General features: G+C 37.8%; 32 protein-coding genes. 28 read left to right on the plus strand and 4 right to left on the minus strand.

The genetic code is table 11. The annotated features are described in order from the left end of the window. Positions 1-21 precede the first annotated feature (21 nt). The 7 genes from QGM71_RS01240 (at position 22) to QGM71_RS01270 (ending at position 3901) form a co-directional block, all read left to right on the plus strand. Positions 22-939 (plus strand): phage minor head protein, encoded by a 918-nt coding sequence (locus tag QGM71_RS01240; RefSeq protein WP_327605690.1) that lies wholly within the window; start codon positions 22-24, stop codon positions 937-939. A gap of 13 nt (positions 940-952) precedes the next feature. Next, positions 953-1297: a hypothetical protein gene (locus QGM71_RS01245; RefSeq protein WP_327605691.1), complete on the plus strand. Its 345-nt coding sequence runs from the start codon at positions 953-955 to the stop codon at positions 1295-1297. A gap of 158 nt (positions 1298-1455) precedes the next feature. Then, positions 1456-2100: a phage scaffolding protein gene (locus QGM71_RS01250; protein ID WP_327605692.1), complete on the plus strand. Its 645-nt coding sequence runs from the start codon at positions 1456-1458 to the stop codon at positions 2098-2100. Between the two features lie 16 nt (positions 2101-2116). Next, the gene (locus tag QGM71_RS01255) at positions 2117-3088 is read left to right on the plus strand and encodes a major capsid protein (protein ID WP_327605693.1); all 972 of its coding nucleotides are present in this window, start codon (positions 2117-2119) and stop codon (positions 3086-3088) included. Between the two features lie 55 nt (positions 3089-3143). Next, positions 3144-3278, plus strand: coding sequence for a hypothetical protein (locus tag QGM71_RS01260; protein WP_327605694.1), 135 nt, complete (start codon positions 3144-3146; stop codon positions 3276-3278). Continuing rightward, positions 3279-3584 (plus strand): phage head-tail connector protein, encoded by a 306-nt coding sequence (locus QGM71_RS01265; RefSeq protein ID WP_327605695.1) that lies wholly within the window; start codon positions 3279-3281, stop codon positions 3582-3584. After that, on the plus strand, positions 3584-3901 hold the full coding sequence (locus QGM71_RS01270; protein WP_327605696.1) for a phage head closure protein: 318 nt from the start codon (positions 3584-3586) through the stop codon (positions 3899-3901). Before QGM71_RS01265 ends, QGM71_RS01270 begins: the two co-directional genes overlap by 1 nt. On the opposite strand, the gene QGM71_RS01275 is transcribed toward QGM71_RS01270, so the two are convergent. Beyond that, complete coding sequence (locus tag QGM71_RS01275; RefSeq protein ID WP_327605697.1) at positions 3870-4082, minus strand: hypothetical protein; 213 nt, start codon at positions 4080-4082, stop codon at positions 3870-3872. The genes QGM71_RS01270 and QGM71_RS01275 overlap by 32 nt on opposite strands. A gap of 23 nt (positions 4083-4105) precedes the next feature. Here QGM71_RS01275 and QGM71_RS01280 point away from each other — a divergent pair, with 23 nt between their 5' ends. From QGM71_RS01280 to QGM71_RS01315, 8 genes are read left to right on the plus strand one after another with little or no spacing between them, the layout of a single operon-like run. After that, entirely contained in the window at positions 4106-4459 is a 354-nt protein-coding gene (locus tag QGM71_RS01280; RefSeq protein ID WP_327605698.1) for an HK97-gp10 family putative phage morphogenesis protein, read from the plus strand. Further along, a complete protein-coding gene (locus tag QGM71_RS01285) occupies positions 4456-4830 on the plus strand; it encodes a DUF3168 domain-containing protein (protein ID WP_327605699.1) in 375 nt (124 codons plus the stop codon). The genes QGM71_RS01280 and QGM71_RS01285 overlap by 4 nt, the downstream gene beginning before the upstream one ends. After that, a complete protein-coding gene (locus QGM71_RS01290; RefSeq protein ID WP_327605700.1) occupies positions 4831-5229 on the plus strand; it encodes a phage tail tube protein in 399 nt (132 codons plus the stop codon). 33 nt (positions 5230-5262) lie between these two features. After that, positions 5263-5604: a hypothetical protein gene (locus QGM71_RS01295; RefSeq protein ID WP_327605701.1), complete on the plus strand. Its 342-nt coding sequence runs from the start codon at positions 5263-5265 to the stop codon at positions 5602-5604. A 26-nt stretch (positions 5605-5630) separates the two neighbouring features. Continuing rightward, positions 5631-5939 (plus strand): hypothetical protein, encoded by a 309-nt coding sequence (locus QGM71_RS01300; protein WP_327605702.1) that lies wholly within the window; start codon positions 5631-5633, stop codon positions 5937-5939. Continuing rightward, entirely contained in the window at positions 5939-7864 is a 1926-nt protein-coding gene (locus QGM71_RS01305) for a phage tail tape measure protein (RefSeq protein WP_327605703.1), read from the plus strand. The genes QGM71_RS01300 and QGM71_RS01305 overlap by 1 nt, the downstream gene beginning before the upstream one ends. 9 nt (positions 7865-7873) lie before the next feature. Beyond that, entirely contained in the window at positions 7874-8683 is an 810-nt protein-coding gene (locus QGM71_RS01310) for a phage tail domain-containing protein (RefSeq protein WP_327605704.1), read from the plus strand. A 13-nt stretch (positions 8684-8696) separates the two neighbouring features. Further along, positions 8697-10757 (plus strand): glycosyl hydrolase family 28-related protein, encoded by a 2061-nt coding sequence (locus tag QGM71_RS01315; protein WP_327605705.1) that lies wholly within the window; start codon positions 8697-8699, stop codon positions 10755-10757. 216 nt (positions 10758-10973) lie between these two features. On the opposite strand, the gene QGM71_RS01320 is transcribed toward QGM71_RS01315, so the two are convergent. Continuing rightward, on the minus strand, positions 10974-12335 hold the full coding sequence (locus QGM71_RS01320) for an O-antigen polymerase (protein WP_327606392.1): 1362 nt from the start codon (positions 12333-12335) through the stop codon (positions 10974-10976). Positions 12336-12487: 152 nt separating this feature from the next. Between QGM71_RS01320 and QGM71_RS01325 the strand changes: the two genes are divergently transcribed. The 4 genes from QGM71_RS01325 (at position 12488) to QGM71_RS01340 (ending at position 16086) form a co-directional block, all read left to right on the plus strand. Beyond that, entirely contained in the window at positions 12488-14770 is a 2283-nt protein-coding gene (locus QGM71_RS01325; RefSeq protein ID WP_327605706.1) for a phage tail protein, read from the plus strand. Then, entirely contained in the window at positions 14757-14957 is a 201-nt protein-coding gene (locus QGM71_RS01330; protein ID WP_327605707.1) for a hypothetical protein, read from the plus strand. The genes QGM71_RS01325 and QGM71_RS01330 overlap by 14 nt, the downstream gene beginning before the upstream one ends. Before the next feature lie 137 nt (positions 14958-15094). Continuing rightward, the gene (locus QGM71_RS01335; protein ID WP_327605708.1) at positions 15095-15520 is read left to right on the plus strand and encodes a phage holin family protein; all 426 of its coding nucleotides are present in this window, start codon (positions 15095-15097) and stop codon (positions 15518-15520) included. Next, positions 15520-16086 (plus strand): D-Ala-D-Ala carboxypeptidase family metallohydrolase, encoded by a 567-nt coding sequence (locus QGM71_RS01340; RefSeq protein ID WP_327605709.1) that lies wholly within the window; start codon positions 15520-15522, stop codon positions 16084-16086. The genes QGM71_RS01335 and QGM71_RS01340 overlap by 1 nt, the downstream gene beginning before the upstream one ends. A 32-nt stretch (positions 16087-16118) precedes the next feature. On the opposite strand, the gene QGM71_RS01345 is transcribed toward QGM71_RS01340, so the two are convergent. Both QGM71_RS01345 and QGM71_RS01350 read right to left on the minus strand, forming a co-directional pair. After that, positions 16119-16295: a hypothetical protein gene (locus tag QGM71_RS01345; protein ID WP_327605710.1), complete on the minus strand. Its 177-nt coding sequence runs from the start codon at positions 16293-16295 to the stop codon at positions 16119-16121. Positions 16296-16298: 3 nt separating this feature from the next. Continuing rightward, positions 16299-16490, minus strand: a complete 192-nt coding sequence (locus QGM71_RS01350) for a helix-turn-helix transcriptional regulator (RefSeq protein WP_327605711.1) — start codon at positions 16488-16490, stop codon at positions 16299-16301. A 172-nt stretch (positions 16491-16662) separates the two neighbouring features. On the opposite strand from QGM71_RS01350, the gene QGM71_RS01355 reads away from it, so the two are divergent. From QGM71_RS01355 to QGM71_RS01395, 9 genes are all read left to right on the plus strand, one after another. Continuing rightward, positions 16663-16899, plus strand: a complete 237-nt coding sequence (locus tag QGM71_RS01355; protein ID WP_327605712.1) for a hypothetical protein — start codon at positions 16663-16665, stop codon at positions 16897-16899. Then, entirely contained in the window at positions 16896-17075 is a 180-nt protein-coding gene (locus tag QGM71_RS01360) for a hypothetical protein (protein WP_327605713.1), read from the plus strand. The genes QGM71_RS01355 and QGM71_RS01360 overlap by 4 nt, the downstream gene beginning before the upstream one ends. 153 nt (positions 17076-17228) lie before the next feature. Next, positions 17229-17465 (plus strand): hypothetical protein, encoded by a 237-nt coding sequence (locus QGM71_RS01365; protein WP_327605714.1) that lies wholly within the window; start codon positions 17229-17231, stop codon positions 17463-17465. Then, entirely contained in the window at positions 17465-18688 is a 1224-nt protein-coding gene (locus QGM71_RS01370; RefSeq protein WP_327605715.1) for an FtsK/SpoIIIE domain-containing protein, read from the plus strand. The genes QGM71_RS01365 and QGM71_RS01370 overlap by 1 nt, the downstream gene beginning before the upstream one ends. Then, on the plus strand, positions 18630-19217 hold the full coding sequence (locus QGM71_RS01375) for a replication-relaxation family protein (protein WP_327605716.1): 588 nt from the start codon (positions 18630-18632) through the stop codon (positions 19215-19217). The genes QGM71_RS01370 and QGM71_RS01375 overlap by 59 nt, the downstream gene beginning before the upstream one ends. Before the next feature lie 12 nt (positions 19218-19229). Further along, positions 19230-19646: a hypothetical protein gene (locus tag QGM71_RS01380; protein WP_327605717.1), complete on the plus strand. Its 417-nt coding sequence runs from the start codon at positions 19230-19232 to the stop codon at positions 19644-19646. Positions 19647-19657: 11 nt separating this feature from the next. Continuing rightward, positions 19658-19819, plus strand: coding sequence for a hypothetical protein (locus QGM71_RS01385; protein ID WP_327605718.1), 162 nt, complete (start codon positions 19658-19660; stop codon positions 19817-19819). 201 nt (positions 19820-20020) lie between these two features. Beyond that, positions 20021-22345, plus strand: coding sequence for a single-stranded-DNA-specific exonuclease RecJ (gene recJ, locus QGM71_RS01390; protein WP_327605719.1), 2325 nt, complete (start codon positions 20021-20023; stop codon positions 22343-22345). Beyond that, on the plus strand, positions 22335-22847 hold the full coding sequence (locus QGM71_RS01395; RefSeq protein ID WP_327605720.1) for an adenine phosphoribosyltransferase: 513 nt from the start codon (positions 22335-22337) through the stop codon (positions 22845-22847). The genes recJ and QGM71_RS01395 overlap by 11 nt, the downstream gene beginning before the upstream one ends. Positions 22848-23041 lie beyond the last annotated feature (194 nt).

Raw genomic sequence — 23041 nt, forward strand, 5'->3', positions numbered from 1 at the left:
GTTTCAATATGAGGTGAAAGCATGAAAAATCAGAATGATCTCGATAAGCACCTAGACAGGCTCATACGCAAATCAGAGAATCAAGTCACTAAAATATATGCAGCGAGATACAAGGAAATAACAAAAGAAATCGATAAAATGTATAAGAATTACGAAGTAGGCGGTAAGTTAACGCTAAATGAAATGAACAGATACAACCGACTAGACAAGTCGCTCGATAGCATCACAAGAGAACTACTCAAAGGGCAGAATCAAGCCTGTAGATTGGCGCAACGTACAGCCGAACAGCAATACCTTGAAAATTATTACCGAAGCGCACACATGTACGAATTTACCGCACAGCGCAAGCTAGGATTTGGCTTAGTGGACAATGACACAATTAAAGCAGCAGTTGAAAATCCGATTGATAAACTTAAACTGCCAGCAGTAAAGAGTAGGAACAGAAAAGCCGTTGTTGACCGTATACGCAACGATATAGCACAAGGACTAGCTAGAGGTTCATCTTACAGGGAAATGACTACAATCGTCCGTAAAGCAGTAGATATGGATATGAACAAAGCTAGAACAGTTGTGCAAACGGAAAGCCATAGAGCGCAAGTTAAAGGTAGAGATGCATCAGCTAGACAAGCCGAGAAATATGTCAAGTTAGAAAAGAAATGGAGTGCAGCATTAGATGGATCAACTCGTAGCGCACACCAAGATTTGGACGGTGTAACTATTGGCATGGATGAAGATTTCAAGTCCCCTAATGGTGGAGTAGGACCTTATCCTTCATCACTAAATTCAGCATCGGATGATATTCGCTGTCGTTGTTCATGCTTATATTTGGTAAACGGTAGAGAGCCAGAACTTAGACGAGCAAGGACAGAAACAGGCGATAACGAGGTAATACCATATGTTAATTATAAGGATTGGGAGAAGGAACGATTAAAGAAATAAGGTGGCGTTATAAATGGAATTAACCTTCAAAGAAATACGCGATGAATTAGTAGAGCGTTTCAATGTTGATGAAGATGTTATTGGAGAAATGGTTTTTGAAGAAACCCTAGGATTAGTTAAACTAATGAAAGTACAGAAAGAGCGAGCGCTAAAGGAGAGTGTACCCGTGAAAAAGAAGTTCATATTAGAGTTTGATGAAGAGCCTTCTTTCCTGTATGTCTCACACGGGCATAACAAAGAGAAGGTTTTTCTTCATGGGAAAGAAGTTGAACATTGGACAGGGTTAGAAATGCGAACAAGTGTAGATGATTTTATGACATACGATATTTCTTATGTAGATGCACCCAAGAATAAATAAGGAGGTGATCCTATATCTCGTTTGTAGCATACGCTAGCTACTTGACCTAGATAAGTCATTAAACTGTCTCTTTATTATGCAATCATTCGCAGTCATGCGTTAACTGACTAACCTATCGTAGACAATACTACGTAAATAAATGTGAGGGAGAAATATATATGAAACGTAAATTTTTAACAGACTTAGGACTAGAATCAGAACAAGTAGAAAAGATCATGAAAGAGCATGGTGCTACTGTCAACTCTTTGAAAGATGACCTTGATAAAGTGGATGAATATAAGCAACAGATTGAGGACTACAAGAAAGAAGTGGCAGACCGCGACAAACAACTAGAGGAATTAGGTAAGAAAGCGGAAGGAAATGAAGAACTACAAAAACAGATTAAAGATTTGCAAGCAGAAAATGAGAACACCAAGAAAGAAAACGAAGAAAACCTATCCAAAGCTCGCAAAGATTCCAAATTAGACCTAGCCTTGCTAAATGCTAAGGCTAAGAATCCTAAAGCAGTTAAAGCGTTGCTAGATGCTGAATCTATTAAACTAGATGGAGATAAGTTACTAGGCTTAGATGAACAGTTAAAAGCATTGCAGGAATCGGACAGTTATTTGTTTGGTGAAGGTGACAGATTAGGCGGCAGAGACCCGCATCCTACAGACCCGAACAAACCAGCGACACAGAAAAACCCATTTAGTAAAGATGATTTTAATATGACTGAACAAGGGCAGTTAATCAGAAACGAACCAGACAAGGCAAGAGATTTAATTAAACAAGCAGGGAAAAATCCTGCATTATACGGACTATAAAAAGGGAGAGATTTAAATGGCAGTAACAAGAGTAAGCGATATTATAATTCCAGAGGTATTCAATCCATATTTAATTAACGAAATTGAAGAAAAGAGCGCATTGGTGCGATCTGGGATTATGGGAAGTGTACCCAATGTAACCGTACCAAACGGTGGAGATACTATTAATATGCCTTTCTTTAACGATTTGGAAGGCGACCCAGAAGCGATTCAATCTGATTTCGCATTAACGCCAGAGAAAATCACAACAGGCAAAGACGTTGCGAGGGTGTTCCAGTTCGGTAAAGCGTGGAGTTCAGAGGATTTAGCAGCGGAATTGGCGGGTAGCGACCCTATGAAAGCTATCGCATCACGAGTGGCGGCTTATTGGACGCGTTCACAGCAACGTATGTTGTTAAATCAATTAGAAGGTGTATTCGCTGATAACTCTACTAATGACGGTGGAGACTTGATTCTTGACGTTTCCGCAGAAGATGGAACAGGACAACAAGCAAGCGGAGAAGTATTTATTGATGGGGCACAATTGCTAGGGGATGCAAAGGGCAAATTTACTGCAATCGCTGTTCATTCACGAGTGCATGCTAACCTACAAAAAGCACAATTAATTGAATACCTTCCAGAATCAACTATTGATATCGGTTTTGGTACGTACCAAGGTAAGACTATTATTGTTGATGATGGTTTGCCTGTGCTTGACGGTGCTACAAGTGGTAAGAAATACACTTCTTACTTGTTTGGAGCAGGGGCAGTAGGTTATGTTGCAGGACAACCAAAAACACCAACGGAAACAGACCGTAATTCTCTTAAAGGTGAGGACATTCTGATTAACAGACAGAAATTCATTATGCATACACGTGGTTTTAAATGGACAGAAGGTGCAGTAGTAGGAGAAATGCCTACACTTGCAGAAATGGCTAATGCATTAAACTATGACCGCGTATATGAAAAGAAAAAAGTACGTGTAACAAAAATCGTTACAAATGGCTAATTAAATAGAAGGCTAGGATATATTTCCTAGTCTCTTTTTTATGGAGGTGCAGGAAATGGGAGCAACTACTTTTTATTTGTTAGAAAAAGAAAAACAGGAGCGTGAAGCTAATGCCAAAAGGAAAGCCGAACAAAGGAACAAAAAAAGACAAGCGCCTAAAAAGAAACAAAAAGAAAAAGTAGGTGATTAGATGGAAGTATCAGACGTAAAATCAATCCTACGATGGAAAACAACCAAACACGATGACTACACAACTACTATGCTACCTCTAATGATTGAAGCGGTTAAAGATGATTGTAACAATCCATTCATTGATGAAAACGGGAAGGAATCATTACCTGGTGGCGTACAAATAGCCGTAGCCAAATGGATAGAATACAACACAAATCAAGCAGGGGTTACAGGGCGATCACAGGGCGTTAGTTATTCCTATGATGTAAACGTACCCGACAGCATTAAATCATTCCTAAGACCATATAAAAGGTTGCGATTCTGATGCATGAATTTACTGTAAAGGATTATGTGGAATCACAAGACCCGATCACAGGCGAAACTACTAAAGAGTGGGTATTACTAGATTCATTTGAAGGAGAAGTAACCACACCAACAGGATCAGAATTAATGGAAGCCATGAAGTTAACCAATCCATTAGATTATATGGTGCACATGGATTATGACAATCGTATTAAACCATATATGAGGGTGTTTTTTGGTGACATGGAATTAGATATACACGTTGTATTACCAACGATGCCCGACTTTGAGGGAGAATACGAAAGCCTTATCTTAAAATGTTCTTCATCATTGCGGTAGCATCCCATTCAGCCTGTTTCTGAACACGTTTAAGAGCCTTCCCTTTATTCTTTAGGTACAAGGCATATGTTAGGTATTCTTTGGGACGTTCGTCTTGTGGTACATGACTAGCGTATTCTTGATAGCTTACTTTATTGTGGTCAAGCAGTATTAAATATAGATCGTAAGACAGGTTAACCAAGTTTACACCTCCGAGGTGAGAATATGAAGATAGATTTTGATTTTGATGATGCAGGATTTTCACGAATGATTGAAGATTATGCACGAAAAGCACCTGATGAAATAAAAGCAACTGTGGCAGAATCAGCCGAGATGATAACATCGCAAGCTAAGGCATTAGCACCAGTTGCTATGGTTAATGGCGGTACTCTAAAAAACAGTATATCTGTATCTTACTACAATTCAGCGATGAGCGCAGAAATAGGTACGCCAGTTACGTATGCGATATTCGTAGAAATGGGTACTCGTTACCAAAGCGCACAACCTTATCTATTCCCAAGTTACGAAATGGAAAGGCCTAAGTATATGAAAGCATTAGAAAAGGCGTTGAGACTATGAGCGCAATAGCAGATACTCAAATATTATTATATGCTGCCTTGTCGCCAAACATGAACGTATATGTTGACGAAGCAAGCGAGGGTGCGGTTAGTCCATATGTGGTCATAGGCAATACAACAATGACTAACGACAGCACGAAAAATAGAAGTGGTGAGGACTTTACCGTTACTATCCACGTATGGCATGAAACATCAGGTTACGGAGCAAAACAATTATTAGCAGAAGTCAAACAAGCCCTTTCATCATTAACGATGGATGGGTTTAATTTATGGCTTAGCAACGTTGAATATATGGACGTATTAACCGACCCTAGCGGTTGGAAGCATGGAATATTACGTATACGCATGAGAATACAAGAAGGAGTGAATTAAATGGCTAAGAATGGTTCTAATATATTAATTCTGGTTGATGTAAACGGGGAGTTTATCCCGTGTGCTGAATCGACAGGTTTTTCATGGGAATCCTCAACAGACATGATAGATGTAACAAGCAAAGACAATGAACACAAGAAGTATTTAGCGGGCAAACGAGACGGAACAGCCGATCAAGAAGGATTTTATGTGCCTAACGATCCTGCATACCAAGCGTTAAAAGAAGCGCAGAGAAACGGGCAAACAGTAATTCTTAGGCGTTCAGAGGATGGTACAGAAGTTGAAGAAGCAGAAGGACTCATTAGTTCCATGAGCGGAGATGCGCCCGATAATGACGGGGCAACAATGGGTATATCTTATCAGTTAAACACAGATTGGGAAGCGGTAGTAATAGCATAGGGGCATAACGCCCCTCTTTATAGGAGGTAGAGCATGGGAAAAGCTAACGGAAAAGTATGGATTAATGATGATTATTACTTAAAGTACACAACTAATAGAATGGTAGATTTTGAAGATATAAGTGGAGTGGGATTTATGGAAGCGTTCGGGGATTTAGAGGATGGGAAACTATCGTTTAAAGTTATTCGTGCGTTGATATGGTCTGGACTAAAACATCAGAACGAGGACTTAACTTCCGAGGAAGCAGGAGACATTCTGGACGAAGTAGGATTGCCTAAAGTATTGGAAAAACTACCCGATGCAATGAGCGCTATATTCCCAGACGATGAAAAGACGAAACAAGCAAAAAACTTACAAAAGGTAGCGGGAAAGTAGATACATCTATCCCGTGGGATGAATTATTGCGTAACGCTACCAGATGCGGAATAACTGTTGATCGATTCTGGGATATGACAATCAAAGAGATTCTACTGGAAATCAAAGGTTACAACTTCCGATTAGAGAACGAAATGGAACTACATGCACACTTTGCAGCACAGATTATTAATTCTAATCGTGGCAAAGGAAAAACATACAAGGGTACTGATTTATTTAATCCGAATAAGGCGGATAATGTTGTATCAATAGAAGAACACAAGAAAAGATTTGAAGAAGCTAATGCGCTAATGGGCGCAGATGCAATCCCTGTACGCAGAAGGCAGGTGAAATAATGACAACAGTAAGTGAAATGAATGTGAGGATAGGCGCTACTATTACCGACTTTCAGAAGAAAATGGGCGAAGTTACAAAGGGTATGGAAGGTGCTAGTAGCAAAATGAAGGCTACAGGTGAAAGCATGAAAACCGCAGGCGGTAAGATGTCTAAGATGGTAACAGGCCCGATGGTTGCGGTGGGCGCAGGAATGTTAGCCTTAGCCAAAAAAACAGGTAACTATGCTGATGAAGTACTCGATTTACAAGCTATCACAGGCATGTCAACCGATTCTATCCAAGAGTGGCAACACGTAGCCAAGGTTGCAGGGGTTTCTACTAATTCCATGACTACTGCATCGGAACAGTTAACCAAACAAATGTCTACTATGGCAGATGGAACGGGTAAGCAAGCCGAAGCATTAGCAGGACTAGGCATCGAGTATAAAGACTTAGAAGCAGCATCCCCAGACGAACGGATGAACATGCTAACGCAAGCTTTGTCAGAAGTAGAAGATGATGCTAAACGTGCTGAATATGGCACAGACTTATTAAGAGGATCATGGAAAGAAATAGCGCCTGTTGTTTCTATGGGCGCTGATGCGATAGACGATGCCAAGAATAGGGCGCATGAGTTGGGAACAGTCATGGGCGAGGATGCTTTAAGCGATGCGAACAACTTTAGAATAAGTATGGATGAATTGGGCGCACAAATGGCAGGGGTGGGCAGAAATATTATGTCTGACTTAATGCCTGTCATACAAGGATCACTCATGCCATTTATAGAAGATACGCTAGTCCCGGGCTTTCAACGAGTGGGCGAAATCATCGGCGAAGTAATTGAGTGGTTCATGGGATTGTCGCCAACAGTATTAAAAATCATCGGGATATTTATGTTAGTTATGGCAGCACTAGGACCGTTACTGATAGTATTCGGATTCCTAGCAAGCGCAATCGGCAGCATCTTATCATTAACGACATTACTAGCACCTGTATTCGCAGCGCTTAAAGTGGCGTTCCTGGCGATAACAGGACCTATAGGTATAATAATAGGCATCGTAATTTTGTTGGCTGTGCTTATATTCAAATATTGGGATGAAATAAAAGAGTTCACCATTACGGTATTTTCCGCAATAGGTGATTTTTTTATGAAAGTTTGGAATTTATATATATCAATTGTTACTGGATATATAAAACTGGTTATATCTGCTGTAAAGGCAGCGTGGGATTGGATAAAGAAAACAACAATGACTATATTTTCCGCAATAGGAAGCTTCTTTTCATCAATTTGGAGCACCTACGTGTCTATCATAAAAGGATATATAAATATCGTGTTAAGTATCATTAAGACCGTATGGAATGGCATTAAATCAACTACAGAATCGGTATTCAATGGCATTAAATCATTTTTTGATACGATATTCAGCGGTATAGGTTCAGCAGCACAAAAGTTTGCCGATGTATTCGGTAAGGTTTGGGATTCGATCAAAGAAGGCGCAAAGGCTATATCAGCACCAATTGCAGGAGTACTAAACGGTATCATGGCGGGTATTGAAGCAGTTGTTAATGGCATAGCAGGAGCAATCAACAAACTGCCCAGCTTTGACATTCCTAATTGGGTTCCTGTAGTCGGTGGAAATAAATTCGGATTACCTAACATCCCTACTATATCACTACCAAGAGTGCCGTCATTTGATGTAGGGACAAACGTAGTGCCTAATGATATGTTAGCGCAGATTCATAAAGGCGAGATGATTGTACCGAAGAAATTTAATCCTGCATTAAGCGGAATGAGTGAAGGTAACGACACTAGCATATTAGAAGAAATACGAGACGAATTACGCAAACAAAAAGGTTCTATCATCCGCATTGAAGGCGACAATGAAGCGATTAGGGCATATGTAAACGAACAGAATGCACTCGATTCACATCATAGGAAGTTTTAGGGGGTTGACATGGATATTCTAATAACAAAAAACAACAAGACTATTTCACTTAGTGAATATGGCATAGTTGCAACGGACTTTAATGTATCGTCAATTCCCTTGCGACCTATTTACGAAGAATTAGAAGGCAGAAGCGGAACAGTTGACTACGGGTCTACAGATGGCACTCGCGAGATCACTGTTCCTTTTTATTTTGAATCGCATATTGTTGAAGATTTTTCTTTAATACGTGATGAATTGTTTCATTTAATAGGAGGTAAAAACTCTTTTTTTGTAACCGACCCAAGGCAGCAAAGTAAGCGGTATAAAGTAAGGTTATCCAATTCATTCAGCATTGAACAAATTTATAAAGTCGGACAAAGTGAACTTTTGTTTGAGACTACAGAACTACCCTATGCGGAGTCTATCAACACAACATCAGAAGGCATAGAAGATTACCCATACAGAGGTATACCGCCTGTCGTCATGAACGAATTAGAATACACGCATACAGGCACATCATTTCGAATATACAACGCAGGCAACGTGCCTATTCACCCATTTCAGCAGGAATTAAAAATCACTATATCCGAAGTTGAGGGATCAACCAATTATCTGCAACTGCAGAATGTAACAAATGGAACACCATTCCGTGTTAATGAAGGTGTGGCTAATCAGACTATCGTATTAGATGGGCCGAATATCACATCAAACGGATTACAATATTTACGCAATACAAACAAAGAATTTATCGAGTTAGAAACAGGTTGGAATGATTTTGAATTAACAGGCGCAACAAGCGCAAAGGTAGAGTTTGATTTTAGGCTCTACTTCTATTAAGGGAGGTAAAATGGTGGCTATAACAAATTTATTCGAATTGAAGGTAGACTTCAAGATTAAAAACACCTACACCAAGATGCCCGAAGTTGTACAGAACGATTCCATACGTTTTGTAATCAACATTACAGATGACGGAAAACCGTTAGAAGAACAGAGTATAACCTATGTATCACTGGCAAGTGTGCGACAAGGTGGAACAACCGTAGTAACATCTGGAACACTAGAGGACAGCAAAGCTATATTTGACTTAGGAACAAGCGAAACAGAACGAGTAGGCAAAGTAACTGCTATGGTGCAACTGTACGATGAAGAAAACAGAATATCGACTGTACAGTTTTCTTATAACGTAATTAAAGACCCTACAGGTGCAGGGTATGAACCATCAGAGAGTGAACAAACGTTAATCCAAGTTGTGATGGCAGATGCACAAACTGTGATGGATAACGCACAAGCCAGAATAGACGAACTGAACGGAGTTGACGCAACTCAGTTTTACGAAAGGCAAAATGAATTCGAGTCATCTTTGGCAGAAATAGCAACCAACGTTAAAATTTTTGGCGCAAAGGGTGATGGGATAACAGATGATACCGAATCTATCCAAAATGCTATGGATCACGTAGCAACAGCGGGTGGCGGAACGGTGTATTTCCCGTCAGGTGAATATATAGTAAGCGCCACTATTAAAGGAAATGGGGATAATATTTCTGTAATTGGTGAGGGATATAGTAGCCACATTAACGCACAGAGCGATTTCTCAATATTCTATTCGGAGGGATATGACAATTTAAGATGGACCAAACTTAGAATTACAGGTAGTCGAATTGATGACACTTATGCAGGTTATGGACACGGAATTAGAGTTGATAATGCGAACAATGTATTGATTGAAAATAACTACATCGAAGCCATTGACGGAAAGGGGGTTCACCTGTCAGGATTTAATACACACAATGAAACGTTACCTCAAGGGGTTCATGATGGTTGGGTAATCAATAATTATATTGATTGGTGTGGCGATGCTATCATGGTTTATAATGACGGTAGACGTGTTGAAGTCGCAGGGAATAAAATTTTTAGATGTACCAACATCGGGATTTATATTGACGACTCACATCAACAAGCTGGAGTTGAAATTCCAAGGAAAAGCACACGGATAAACGTTGAGAATAACGTTATAGAGAATATGATCGGAACAGTTGGAATCAATTTAGCTGGAACAGATTACAGCGCTGCACGCGGTAATTATATTATCAATGGTGGACAAACAACAGACCCGAAAAAGAATGTTAATGGTATATCAATCCAAACTGTTCAAAACCATATACCTGCTGAACACAACATTATCGAAGGTAACACGATTGTAGGTCACACGAATATCGCAATTGACTTAATTGGTGCATCGTATAACATAATTCGCAACAACAACTTAATTGATAATAGTTTGAATCGAAACTCTGGTGGTGCACAATCTATTTCACTACAGTCAAACACAATTAGAGAAGTTTTATTCGGTTCAAATCATAATATCATTGAAAACAACAAATCGTTTGTCGGTTCAACTGATAGCACTCTTGGAACGCACGTCAGAATTGTTGACGTAGATAACACAGGTAACATTATCCGATTCAATAAGATGGATGGCGGTATTTATCACGTTGGGGATAACGGAACAGACACAATGATACTGGAAAACATCTTCAATGGGCAAATGATGGATGTTGTGGAAGGGTTTAAAGATGGTAGTTATAGCTCACCATCTATTCATTTCACATCCGACCCTGACACTGGTTTTTATAGACGTTCAGACGGTGAACTTGCTTTTGTCTCTAACGGTGAGAGAACGGTTTATTTCCGAAATGGTATGACATTCTTAGACGGAAAGGATATACAATTTGGCAGTGGTACGGGGAGTAGATTTGGTTCTTCGCCCGCACAAAAAATGGCTTTTTGGGGCGCTATCCCTATTGCACAACCCGAAAACATACCACAGACTTCTGCTGCTACTTTAGTCGAGTTAGAGCAAGAAGTAAATAAATTAAAATTCATGTTAAAAAAAATCGGATTAATGTCGTGATAATCATTATACTGAATTTGCTTAGTTGTGATATGATGGCTATAATATATCGGTGAGTTGGTGGTTTTATGTCTATTACTTTAATGGTGATATTTTTAATTATTATGCTTTTGGCAGGTTTGGCTACAGCAAAAATCGATAATAAGATCGAGAAAGAGCATAATAAAACTTTTTTTGAATGGCTAATGGGAAAGTTCAAATAAAACACCTTATCTTTTAGATAGGTGTTTTATTTAATATAGCACTATTTTTACTAGAGGTTTTTTTGTTTAAAACTCTAAGTACAAAAATAAATCCAATTAAAAATATCCAAATGAATATCATATTATATAATCCGTTAAAAGTACCTCGGATAAATAGAAATAAGAATAAAAAGCCAGCAGAACCGACGGTGATTTTATTTATACTGAGAGGATTATTTAATATGATTTGCCATGTTTTTAACAGTAAACCAAGTAATAGACCTATTACGATACCAAAAAAACCAAAATTAATATAGCTGTCACCAATAAAAGATGGTGGGAATGTAGCACCTATACTGTATTGTTGGGGATTTATTATACTTGCGAAAATCCTTTGGGTTTCTTCTGGTTTAAAAAGGACTATAGAACTCGGTAAAAAGAAAAGGAATAGTCTAAAATAGGTAGAACCATAAAGAAAATCGTGCGTACTAGGAACAGCGTTAAATGCAGCTACAGACGCTCCGAAAAAATAATTTAAATCACCGCTAAACAAGGAGATGGAATACGCTTCCTTGAAGTTAAAAATAGCAAATAACCAATCGCTCAAAGATAGAAAGCTACTACTGTTATATCTGACGTACTGCCAGACTACCATTAGATGTAGAAGTGATAATCCGACAAATATAACTCTACCAAACTTTATTTTTTTGTTGGTTGATTTCATATAATTTATTGTTCCAAATGCAAACGCTGCTCCTACTGCTAAGAATGTAGATCTCGAACCGAAAATCATCATTTCGACATAAAACAAAGCAAATAATGAAATAAGAGTTATGAATTTTAATGATTTTTTCTTTACGAAAGGGAATAAAAAAGCAGATACTACAAGAGTAGTTTGCAAATAACTGCTAAATAAATGTGGAATTGTTGATTTAGTTTCCCAATAATCAAATCTAGAGCTAGATATAAGTTGCTGTATGGACATACCCGAAAAGTAGATAGCGCCTATTGTACCAAGTAAACTCAAAACGCTTGATATTAGTACTATTGAATTTACATGAGAAATTAATACATTATTGTCTGTATTCTTAACCTTGTTTGATCTCAACATTTTATATCCAATTAAAAACATGAAATAGAACAAAGTTTGAAATAAGTACACTTTTATCACTGACTCAACATCATGTATGTAGCCTGCGGCAGATGAGTCTAACTGTATAAAATCGAAACCAGAGGAACCATAGTTAATAGCTGGTATAAAATAAAAAAGTGAACTAAATATAGTGAAAAAAAGCCAAAACAGATAATTATCTTTGACATTAATCCTTAGATACAAAGTAATTAACAATAACAAGATGGGGGTTATAATGAAAATTAAAGAAAGCAAAGGTTTCACTCCAATCAAATTTTAACTCTTACATTGTATCATGTATTTTGGATTGGTAAATAAGTTTTTATGGGTAATACAGATTCAAAACAAAAAACGAACGAATGAATATTTAAAGACTGCCTAAAAATAGGTGGTCTTTTCCTATTGGAGGTGAATAAATGCATGTACGTAATCTAAATGGTGACGAATACCCATTACAAGCCACAACAACGCACAACTTAGAATTAAACGGTAATCAGTCGCTGTCCTTCAAAGTTCTGCCGACCAAGGTAAACAAACAATTCATTAATGACATAACCAAAATGTGGGAAGTAGTAGACGATGTAACATACAAGATCATCTATGCAAAACGCAAAGGAGAAGGCAACAGCTTAACCGTTGATATAAAGGCTATCCCGTTGTTTTTTGATGACTTTGATACAGATAGAATATACGAAGAATACAACCAACACATGACTGCTAATGCTTGTTTTACGTTAATATTTCAAGACAGCGGTTATAACTTTGTTTTATCGGATTCTTTCGATGCGATCCAATGGGAAGGATTCGGAGCAGGAGATACACGTTTAACATTATTTAAAAAAGCGCTCAATCGCTATAAAGCAGAGTTTCGTATTAGCGGTAATACTATCTACTTGGAATCACAAATAGGCAGAGATACACAGTTTATGTATCGACACAAGTTAAACGCTAGTAACATCATACAGGAGATTGATGCAGGGGCATTGTGGACATATGCGAAGGGTTACGGTGATTATGCGGAGGGTGACGAGCAGAACGCTAATCTAATTAGAGAATACACTTCACCTATTGCACAAATCATAGGCATGAGACATGCGCCACCTATCAAGAATGGCACTATAACAACTATCGAGACCATGGATGAACAACTCAAAACTTTAGTAGATGATAGCCTTAAAATAAGCGTATCAGCAGATAGTCACGATTTACGCAAACAAGGGTATAAATTAGCACAACCACAATTAGGCGATAGAACATTCTTGATTGATGAACGCATCGGGCTAAAAGATGAAGTAAGAGTAGTAAATCTAATTGTCACGAAAGATTGGAAAGGAAATATCCTTAATCTTAATTTAGTCTTTGGGTCAGAGGGCATAGTTAAACGTCATCAATCGAATATGAAAACTGCTATATCGAATATAACAAGTTTGTTGGAAGGTAGGATAAAACTACCATTCAGCGTATTAGATAATGCGGTTGCTGAAGCCACAAAAGCCTTGCAAGCTGCACAGTCTGAATTGATATTTAGTGATAACGGCATATTGGCGATAGATAAGAATGATCCAAATTTAGTTACCATCCATAACAGCGCAGGATTCGGCGTATCAGATGATGGTGGAGCAACGTTTAAACAAGCTATGACAGGTAACGGGATTAACGCAAGTGTTATTGTCACAGGAACAATGCTTGCTGACAGAATAGCGGGCGGTATACTTCAATCGCTTAATGACAATACCGAGTTTGACTTAAACACTGGTGACTTAAATATGCAGAGCGCCAATTTTAATCTTGGTGGCGGTGCTCAGATCAACTTTAATGACAATAACAACAAAATGACATACCGATTGTTCGATTCCGAAAGTAGTTTCAGTCGCGCAGCAGGAGTTGGATTTGGTACTGCATTAGGTGGTCGATACCCTTTTACGTACCTTGGTACAAACGGGGCGAGCGAATTAGACACGTTAAGCGAATATTATAGTGGATTCATTGCCAATACCACAGCGCGTATTGCAGAGGGCGGTTCTAACAGTATTAGTGGATACAGATTTCAGCTTAGAAACAAAGCAGTCGGTTGGGATAAGGGGGTCACGTTTGACTTTTTCGGAAGTAGTCCGTCTATGAATTTCATCGGAAGTGGAACGAATGAATATTCCATAGGAACACTTAAAAGATTATACACAAGACAAGAGTTCCAAGTATTAAACTATGTTAACGGAACAAGCGGTTGGATGGTAGAAACAAATTACGCTGGCAGTGGTGCTGATATTAGATTGAGAGGATACAGTACACAAGACTACAACTATCAAATAGGCGATACTGTTCATCGCATCAGAAATATTTATCTTACTAACAGCCCTGACGTATCATCTGACAGAAGATTGAAAGAAGATATTGAACCATCTGAATTAGGGTTAGGATTTATCAATATATTAAATCCTATGAAATACCGTATGAAGTTAACTAATGCAGATACGTTAAAAGGGACTATTGACAAAAACCCTTATCAGTATGGGATTATTGCACAGGATTTACAATTAGCGTTAGAAGAAAGTGGATTGAATCTAGGCGACCATGATTTCGTTTCTGAATCAGAGGATGGAATGTTGGGAGTAAAGGAAACAGAGTTGATTTTTCCTATTATCAATGCAGTACAAGAATTATCACAACGATTGGAAGTGTTAGAAAATGGAACAGCCTAATAAAGATTATATTAATCACTCATTAGTCAATCAGATAGCTGAATCATCTATGAAAATAGCCGAAAGAGATGCAATGATAACCGAACAACATCAAAAGATTAAAGAACTTGAGAAAGAGTTAGAAGAATTACGACAGGAACAAATGAAGGAAATGGATAAGGAAGCGAAGTCAAACGCCAAGAAGTAAGGCGTGTTTTTTATGGAAAAACGAGGGAACGCGCATTCCCTCTAGCCGCCAAGGGGTCTAAATTGGCGGTTATTTAAGTTTTACGAGGAAGTAATACAATTTTAGGGGGTCATAAAAATGAAGGAGATGACGGATGTATGGGTGGTTTTAATTTGGAGCATTTAGAGGCGGCGAGGTTGTATTTATTTGGAGATGTGAAATTCCTGCATCTATTGCTATTGCTAATGGCTTTAGATATTGTCACTGGAGTATTTAAGGCATGGAAAAATCAGAATCTATGGAGTAGAAAATCATTGTTTGGGTATGCCAGGAAGATATTAGTCCTGGTAGTGATCATCTTAGCCAACGTAGTAGATCAAATACTTGGTTTAAATGGAGCGGTCACTTATGCGACGGTTCTTTTTTATATTGCGAATGAAGGGTTATCCATAACAGAGAACTTAGCAGATGTAGGCGTATTGGTGCCAGTCGGACTAGCTGAAAAATTAAAAGGTATAGATGGCGGTAAAAGCTTTTCGGATGAGGTAAGAGAAGAAATGAGCACTAGGAAGGAAGATCAGTAATGAGTGTCCAAAATGCACAGAATAAATTAATCCAATTAGGTTATGGCGAGGAATTGCGCCCATATGGTGCTGATGGTAAATTTGGAACAAAAACAAGTAATGCTACTGAATCGTTTCAAAAGGATTATAACCGCATATTTAATAAAAGTATAAAAGTTGATGGTGTGCCTGGGCCTGAAACAAATAGAGCACTCGATCATGCACGAAACCAAGCTGGTGTAAAAGGTACAAAAAACTTTAATATAAGCGAGTTTCGTTGTAAGGGTAGTGGTGGATTGTCAAAGGGTGGCATAGACAACAATCTTCTGTTAAAGCTAGAAGAATTGCGCTATGATTTAGGTGGCAATGCCATTGTTATCAATTCGGGGTATCGTTCTGTTGCCCACAATCGAGTAGTAGGTGGTGCAAGTGGATCACAGCATCTATACGGCAAAGCAGCAGACATTGTTGTTCGTGGTGTATCTCCTAGCAGAGTATACAGCGCATCCGATAAGTTTTTTAACGGTGTAGGCAGGTACAATACGTTTACACATGTTGATACAAGGGCATGGAAAGCTAGATTTTAAAGATAAAACCCTCACTATTTATTTAGTGGGGGTTATCTATATAACTCATTATGTGTTGTTATCGATGTCGAATTATTTCCTATGGTTGCCCATCCCTCACAAGAACTATCCCCGCAATTGCAAGGGAGCGTTACAAAGTGTTGATTATAAAATTCTTCTGTTATTCCTGATCGAGCGCAATAATTTTGTTTGAATTCTTCTTTTGTCATCATTTACCCCTCCTTATATAATTTTTCCATTGGCACACCTAAAATCTTAGCTAATTTATAGGCATGAACATATTTTGGGTATGCTTCTTCTCTTTCCCAATCACTTAACGTTTGTTGAGATACTCCGATTTTCTTAGCTACATATCCTTGTAGTAACCCTTTTTCTTTTCTTAGTTCAGCTATGTTTGATTTCATTATTGTTACCCCTTCTAAAAAACGACTTACTATTATATTCGACCTCCCTTTCGTTTATTCCTTCTAATTTTATTATAACATTAATACCGATAAATAACAAAAATATTTCAACTTAACATGAAAGTTTACAAGCCACCTCACATACACTCTAATAACATCAAGGAGGGATAACATGAATTGGTTTAAATCGGCTTACGATGTCACTAGCGGGAAACGTAAATCAAATTGGGCGTATGACAATTTAGAGTACTCACCATACTTACATCCACCGCACATGCTTAAAAATATGTATAGCAATGCAAACCACGAACAAAAAGCATCTATCCTCAAACACATTAGCGACCACGAAATGCAGGATTTTGGAGAGTGGAAAGAGATAGCAAATCAAATATGGGATGACTACAAGTGATTGTATTGGGGTTTGGGATCATCGGAACAACTTTAGTCACGTTAGCTTATCTGGAAACCAAAGGTAAACTATCCATTAATACAACAGTCTTGTACATCATAGTAGGATTAATCGCTGTTTTGGTTGGGTGGTGGGGGGTGGAAGTGATATTAGAAACATTCCTCTTGAAAACCTAAAGACATCCTGATCAAAAGGTAATGCGAAAACAACACGTACACACGCGCCATATAAGCGATAATCGAATTACCGACTGCATTACTGGTCGAGTAATGATGCAGGTAATACATCAGGTAACTTGTCAGGTAACTAAGTAGGAAAGGGGATTGGTAATGGTATCTTATGATTGTCCAACATGTGGAGGTAACGGGGTACAGGAAGTGCTTCAGGTTAGAAATGGGAACATTAAACGATTTACGGATAATTGCAGTATGTGTTATGGAATCGGATCAATGACAAACGGTAGGCCGAACGTAGATTATGACGTAGGGATCACTGATCCAGACCCAGTCTGGAAAGTAAAATGGGGAAAGGATTATAAAAAACAGCTAACGAAAGGAGAGTTTTAATGTTAATTGAAACTGGGTTAGGTTTGTTGGTGTCGTCTGCAATGTTGACATCCATACGTACCAATAACATGCCAGACAAAAAGAAAATAGAAAAAATATTTGAATACACGAAAACATGGGTAACTACCCAAGGAAACGATATTAAAAAGCCACAATTTATAAGAGAGGATAATATAACTGCTGATGAAAAGGTAATCGGGATTGAATATGTATATCGGCTGCCTTTGGGTATGCCATTCAAAAAGTTAGAGTATCTCAACGAAAACGTAGGTGTGTTTAAAGATGGTCTTCACAAGAATGTGGAGATAGATTTTAATGAAGGGATGATGCACTTGAATGTTTATGAAGCTGATCTGCCGAAGTCGTGGGATTATGTAGACGAAAAATTGGAAGGGTGGAAAGTGCCGATAGGGAAGACGTATAAAGAATTAATCATGCATGACTTTGACTCTACACCGCATTTGGTAGGTGGAGGTACTACCAGGTATGGAAAGACTAATCTTGTAAAGGGGATCATCACATCATTAATTATTAACCATCCTGAAGATGTGGAGTTATATTTAATTGATCTAAAATCAGGAGTGGAGTTTTACCGATACAGAAATTTAAAACAAGTACAAATGGTCGCTACAAACGTCGCAGAAACATACGATTTACTTACAGAAGTTATGCTCAAACTAGAAGTTGAAAAAGGCTACTATCGAGATAATGGGTGGTCAAACGTAATCGAATCACCAATTAAAAAAAGAACATTCGTAATCATTGATGAAGCTGGCGACTTAGTACCCGAATCATTTATGGATAAAGACGAAAAGGATATGCACAAAGAATGCCAATGGATGTTATCGCATATTGCAAGAATAGGTGGAGCGTTTGGATTTCGAGAATTATTTTTCTCACAGTACACTACAGCAGATGTTTTGCCGAGACAGATAAAACAAAATTGTGATGCAAAGATTAGCTTTAAATTGCAAAATGGTTATTCTAGCGAAGTTGTTTTGGGCGAAGGCAACACACAGGCTGCCGATTTAGAAAAGATACCAGGCAGGGCTATGTTCAAGGATGGCGCTACCATGCATAAGTTACAAGTTCCGCGTATCTATGATAAGCAAATGGAAAAGTTGCTGCAAGATCATTACGTCACAAAGAGAAAGGATATTACCGATGAACAACAGGCAGATGGAGATACTAACGAACTTATCCAAATTAGAGATATTGACTAGATCACAAATCCAAACCCTCCATAATACGAAGAGTGCCCGTAATACAAATTTTATCATGAAGTCTTTAAAACAGTATATCAACTCGGTGCGTCTGGACGAAAACACTTACTACTTAAATAAGAAAGGCATTGACCTAGTAGGCGCTAAAAGTCAATTTAAGTACACAGATCAGACTACTCATAAACTCATGCGTAATGATGCTTATATTTACTTTAAGCCGACAGAATGGAAAATCGAACAAGAAATAAAAGTGAGGACAGTTACAGTTGTACCAGATGCCTACTTTTATTCTGGATCATCTTATAAATTTTTAGAAGTCGACAATACACAAAAATGGAACATCAATGTTAAAAAGATGGAAAACTACAAATCATTAAAAGAAACCAAAGCATTCCAAAAACAATATAAATACTTCCCTCCTATTATATGGGTAGTCAAATTAGAATCACGAAAACCAAAGATCAAAGCACTAGCGAAGGAAATGGACCTTTTCTGTGAAGTTTATCTGCACGAAGAGATTAAATTATAAGGAGGTAATGCCATGAAAGTATTAATTGATGGCGTACACGTAGGTGACTACGTACACGTTAATCACTTTAAAGAGTTTAAGGGCTATGTGGTAGACAGGGAAATGCCAACAATCAAGGTGCTAGTAACCGACACATTAAGAGGTAAAACTAAACCGTTTGAATTAGTTGATTATATACATGCGAAGGTTATTACACGAAGCGACGAAGAATTACAAGAAATAGAAAGCGTATTAAATGACCCTATCGAAATACCCAAGTATTCGTACAAAAAGTTGTTTTATTTGCCAGGATTAACATTTGCAGGAATTTGTCTATTTACTGGTAACATCATCGGTCTAGGTTATGCAGGATTATATTTAGTATTTATGTATGGTGTAATGGATGCACCTAAATCAGTAAAAGACGACTGCCGAAAAGGCTGTCAATAAGGAGGGATAAAATGAATAACGCAAACCGACTTTGGAAAGCTATAGAAATTCTGATGAAGGCAGTAGATGCCGAAGAAAATAAAGAAAGACGTACAGACTTAATTAACGCTACGCAACACGTTACGGATATTCACAGGGGTTGTATATCGGATTTTCACAATGAAGATGATTGATATGTTATAATAATCTAGTGACCATGAGTGACCGATTTAGTGTCCAACTCAATAAATTTAGACACTCACAAACAACTTTAGTCACTAGATCACATAAATAAAAAAGCGTAAAACATTGATGTATCAAGCTAAATGGTATTAATTAAACTTATGCGAAGGGTATAATCACCTTTGTATAATGGATTAGTCAGGGGTGAATTTATGTTACATAGTAAGGCTAAATGGGAATTTGCTGAAAAACAAGATAGTACAATTGATTTACAGGACGATACTTTTAAATTATCTCCTATAATAAAAGAACTTTTACTGCAAAGAGGTATTACGACTTCAGAAGCGGCTTCTCTCTTTCTATCTCCAGATATTACAACTTTGCATAGCCCGGGTGGACTGGCAGCTGTTAATAAAGCCACGGAGCGTATACAAATGGCTATAACGAAACAAGAGAAAATTTTGATTTATGGAGATTATGATGCTGATGGAGTAAGTTCAACCACAGTATTATTAAAAGCATTGCAGGAATTGGGCGCAGACTGTGATTATTATATACCAAATCGTTTTAGTGAAGGATATGGACCGAATGAAACAGCTTTCAGAGAAGCTTTCGACCATGGATTTCGTTTAATTATAACGGTTGATACAGGAATTGCGTCAGTTCATGAAGCGTCTGTAGCTAAAGAATTGGGAATCGACTTAATTATCACTGACCACCATGAAGTACAAGAGCAATTACCGGACGCTTTTGCTGTTATACATCCAAAATGTTCCCCAGATTACCCATTTAAGGAACTTGCTGGTGTGGGAGTTGCATTTAAACTTGCAGAGCATTTATTAGGGTACTTTCCAAAACACTTATTGGAATTCGTTGCAATTGGAACAATAGCAGATCTAGTTCCATTAGTTAAGGAAAATAGGATTTTGGCATACCATGGACTACGAGCTCTAACTGCGTCGGATAATCCAGGGATAAAAGCCTTGAAAAAAATCTGTAAAATTGAAGGCAGAGTTACAGAAGAAGATGTTGGTTTTTTAATAGGACCCAGGATTAATGCAGTGGGCAGGTTACAGGATGCGGATTTAGCTGTTCAGCTATTAATGACAGAAGATCAAGTTGAAGCAAATCAGTTAGCAGAAGAAATTCAACTATTAAATCAGGAACGGCAACAAATTGTTAATGATATTGTGAAAGAAGCAGAGAAGTTAGTTCATTCAGATAGAGTAAAAAGCGTAATTATTGTTGCTAAGGAAGGATGGAATGAAGGAGTTCTGGGAATCGTTGCGTCTAAACTTGTTCGTAAGTATGATAGACCAGCAATTGTCTTAACTATTAAACCGGACACTTCTGAGGTCAAAGGCTCCGCAAGAAGTATACCTGCATTCGATCTATTTAGTAATGGTATGAAGGTCAGGGAGCTATTTACACATTTTGGGGGACATTCCCAGGCAGCAGGTATGACATTGCCACGGGAAAACCTGGAAAGTTTGGAAGAGAGCCTGAATAAAATTATACAGGAAGAGCTAACCGAAGATGACTTTAAACAGGTTATTAAAATAAGTAATACGATTTCTGTTGCTGACATAAATGAAGAGCTGCTAAAAGAAATTGATAAATTGGCGCCGTTTGGAATGAAAAATCCAAAGCCAGTATTCGAAGTAAATGATATTCCATTTGAGTCACGGCAAATTGGAAGTAATCAAAGTCACCTGAAACTACTATTCAAAAAAGATAATGTGATGCTTGAGGGTATTGGATTTGGAATGGGAGAGCTGCGTCCTTATATAACTCCACATACGGCCATCTCCCTAGTGGGTGAACTGGGAATAAACGAATGGAATGGCAACAAAAAAATTCAATTAGTGTTGCAGGACATGAGGATTGAGAGTTGGCAGTTGTTTGATCACAGAGGCAAAAAAAATGCAGATATATCACCTTTTCTAGATAATAGTAAAAGAAACCTATTATTAAGTAATCGGTCAACTAAACTATATTCTGACGTAGACCAAGTAGCTTTTAGTGCAGAGCTGAGCAGTCTAACCGAAATCGACGTATTATATGTATATGACCTGCCACCGGATCTGAGCCAATTTAAGGAAATAATAAGGAAGACAAATCCGGCTAATATTCACGTATGCTATTATGTTGAAGATAGTACCTATTTAAAATCATTTCCTTCAAGAGAGGAGTTTAAATGGTATTATGCTCTACTGTTAAAAAGAAAAGTAGTTGATATGAAACAAGAAATGACGGCTATAATGAATACAAGAGGTTGGAGTAAAGAAAGAATTATATTTATGTCAAAAGTGTTTTTTGAATTAGGGTTTGTTACTATAGAGAATGGAGTTATTCATTTAAACCCACAACCATTAAAAAAAGATTTACAGGATTCACCTTTATATCAAGACCGTATAAAACGAGCAGAGATAGAAAAGACATTGTATTATTCAAATTACAATGAATTAAAAGAATGGTTCAGCAATTGTATGGATTATCTGGAAAGCGCCAAGGAGGAAGTCGCCCATGGATTATAAACAGTACGTAAAGATAGTAGAAGATTGGCCAAAAAAAGGAATTAAATTTAAGGATATAACTCCATTAATGGATAATGGAAAAGCTTTCAAATCTGCAGTGGATGAAATTGTTGAATTCGCCAGTAAAAAAGAAATCGATATCGTTGTAGGTCCCGAAGCGAGAGGATTTATTATCGGTTGTCCTGTATCTTATGCTTTGGAAGTCGGTTTTGCTCCGGTAAGAAAAGAAGGAAAACTACCTCGAGAAGTAATCAAAGTTGATTATGGTCTGGAGTATGGAACAAATGTATTGACGATCCATAAAGATGCAATCAAACCAGGACAGCGCGTATTAATTACAGATGACCTGCTTGCAACAGGAGGTACAATTGAGGCAACAATTCAACTAGTAGAAGAACTTGGTGGAGTAGTTGCGGGATGTGCCTTTATAATAGAGCTTAGCTACTTGGATGGTATGAAAAAACTTGACGGCTATGACGTTCTGTCCCTCATGAGCTATTAAATTAATAACACTAGTATATGTAAAAGGTCTGACGAAACGAATAAATTATTTTGTCAGACCTATTCATATAGATGCATTTACATAGAATTATTGTACATATAACTAAGAAAAGCATATAATCGAATATATAATTTCGAATTTTTTTCCTTTACTTTTTATAAATTCATAAAAGTATCTGAATTATTCCAGACAAG

This window comes from Virgibacillus tibetensis (genome assembly GCF_036026595.1).
Classification (GTDB): domain Bacteria; phylum Bacillota; class Bacilli; order Bacillales; family Amphibacillaceae; genus Virgibacillus_P; species Virgibacillus_P tibetensis.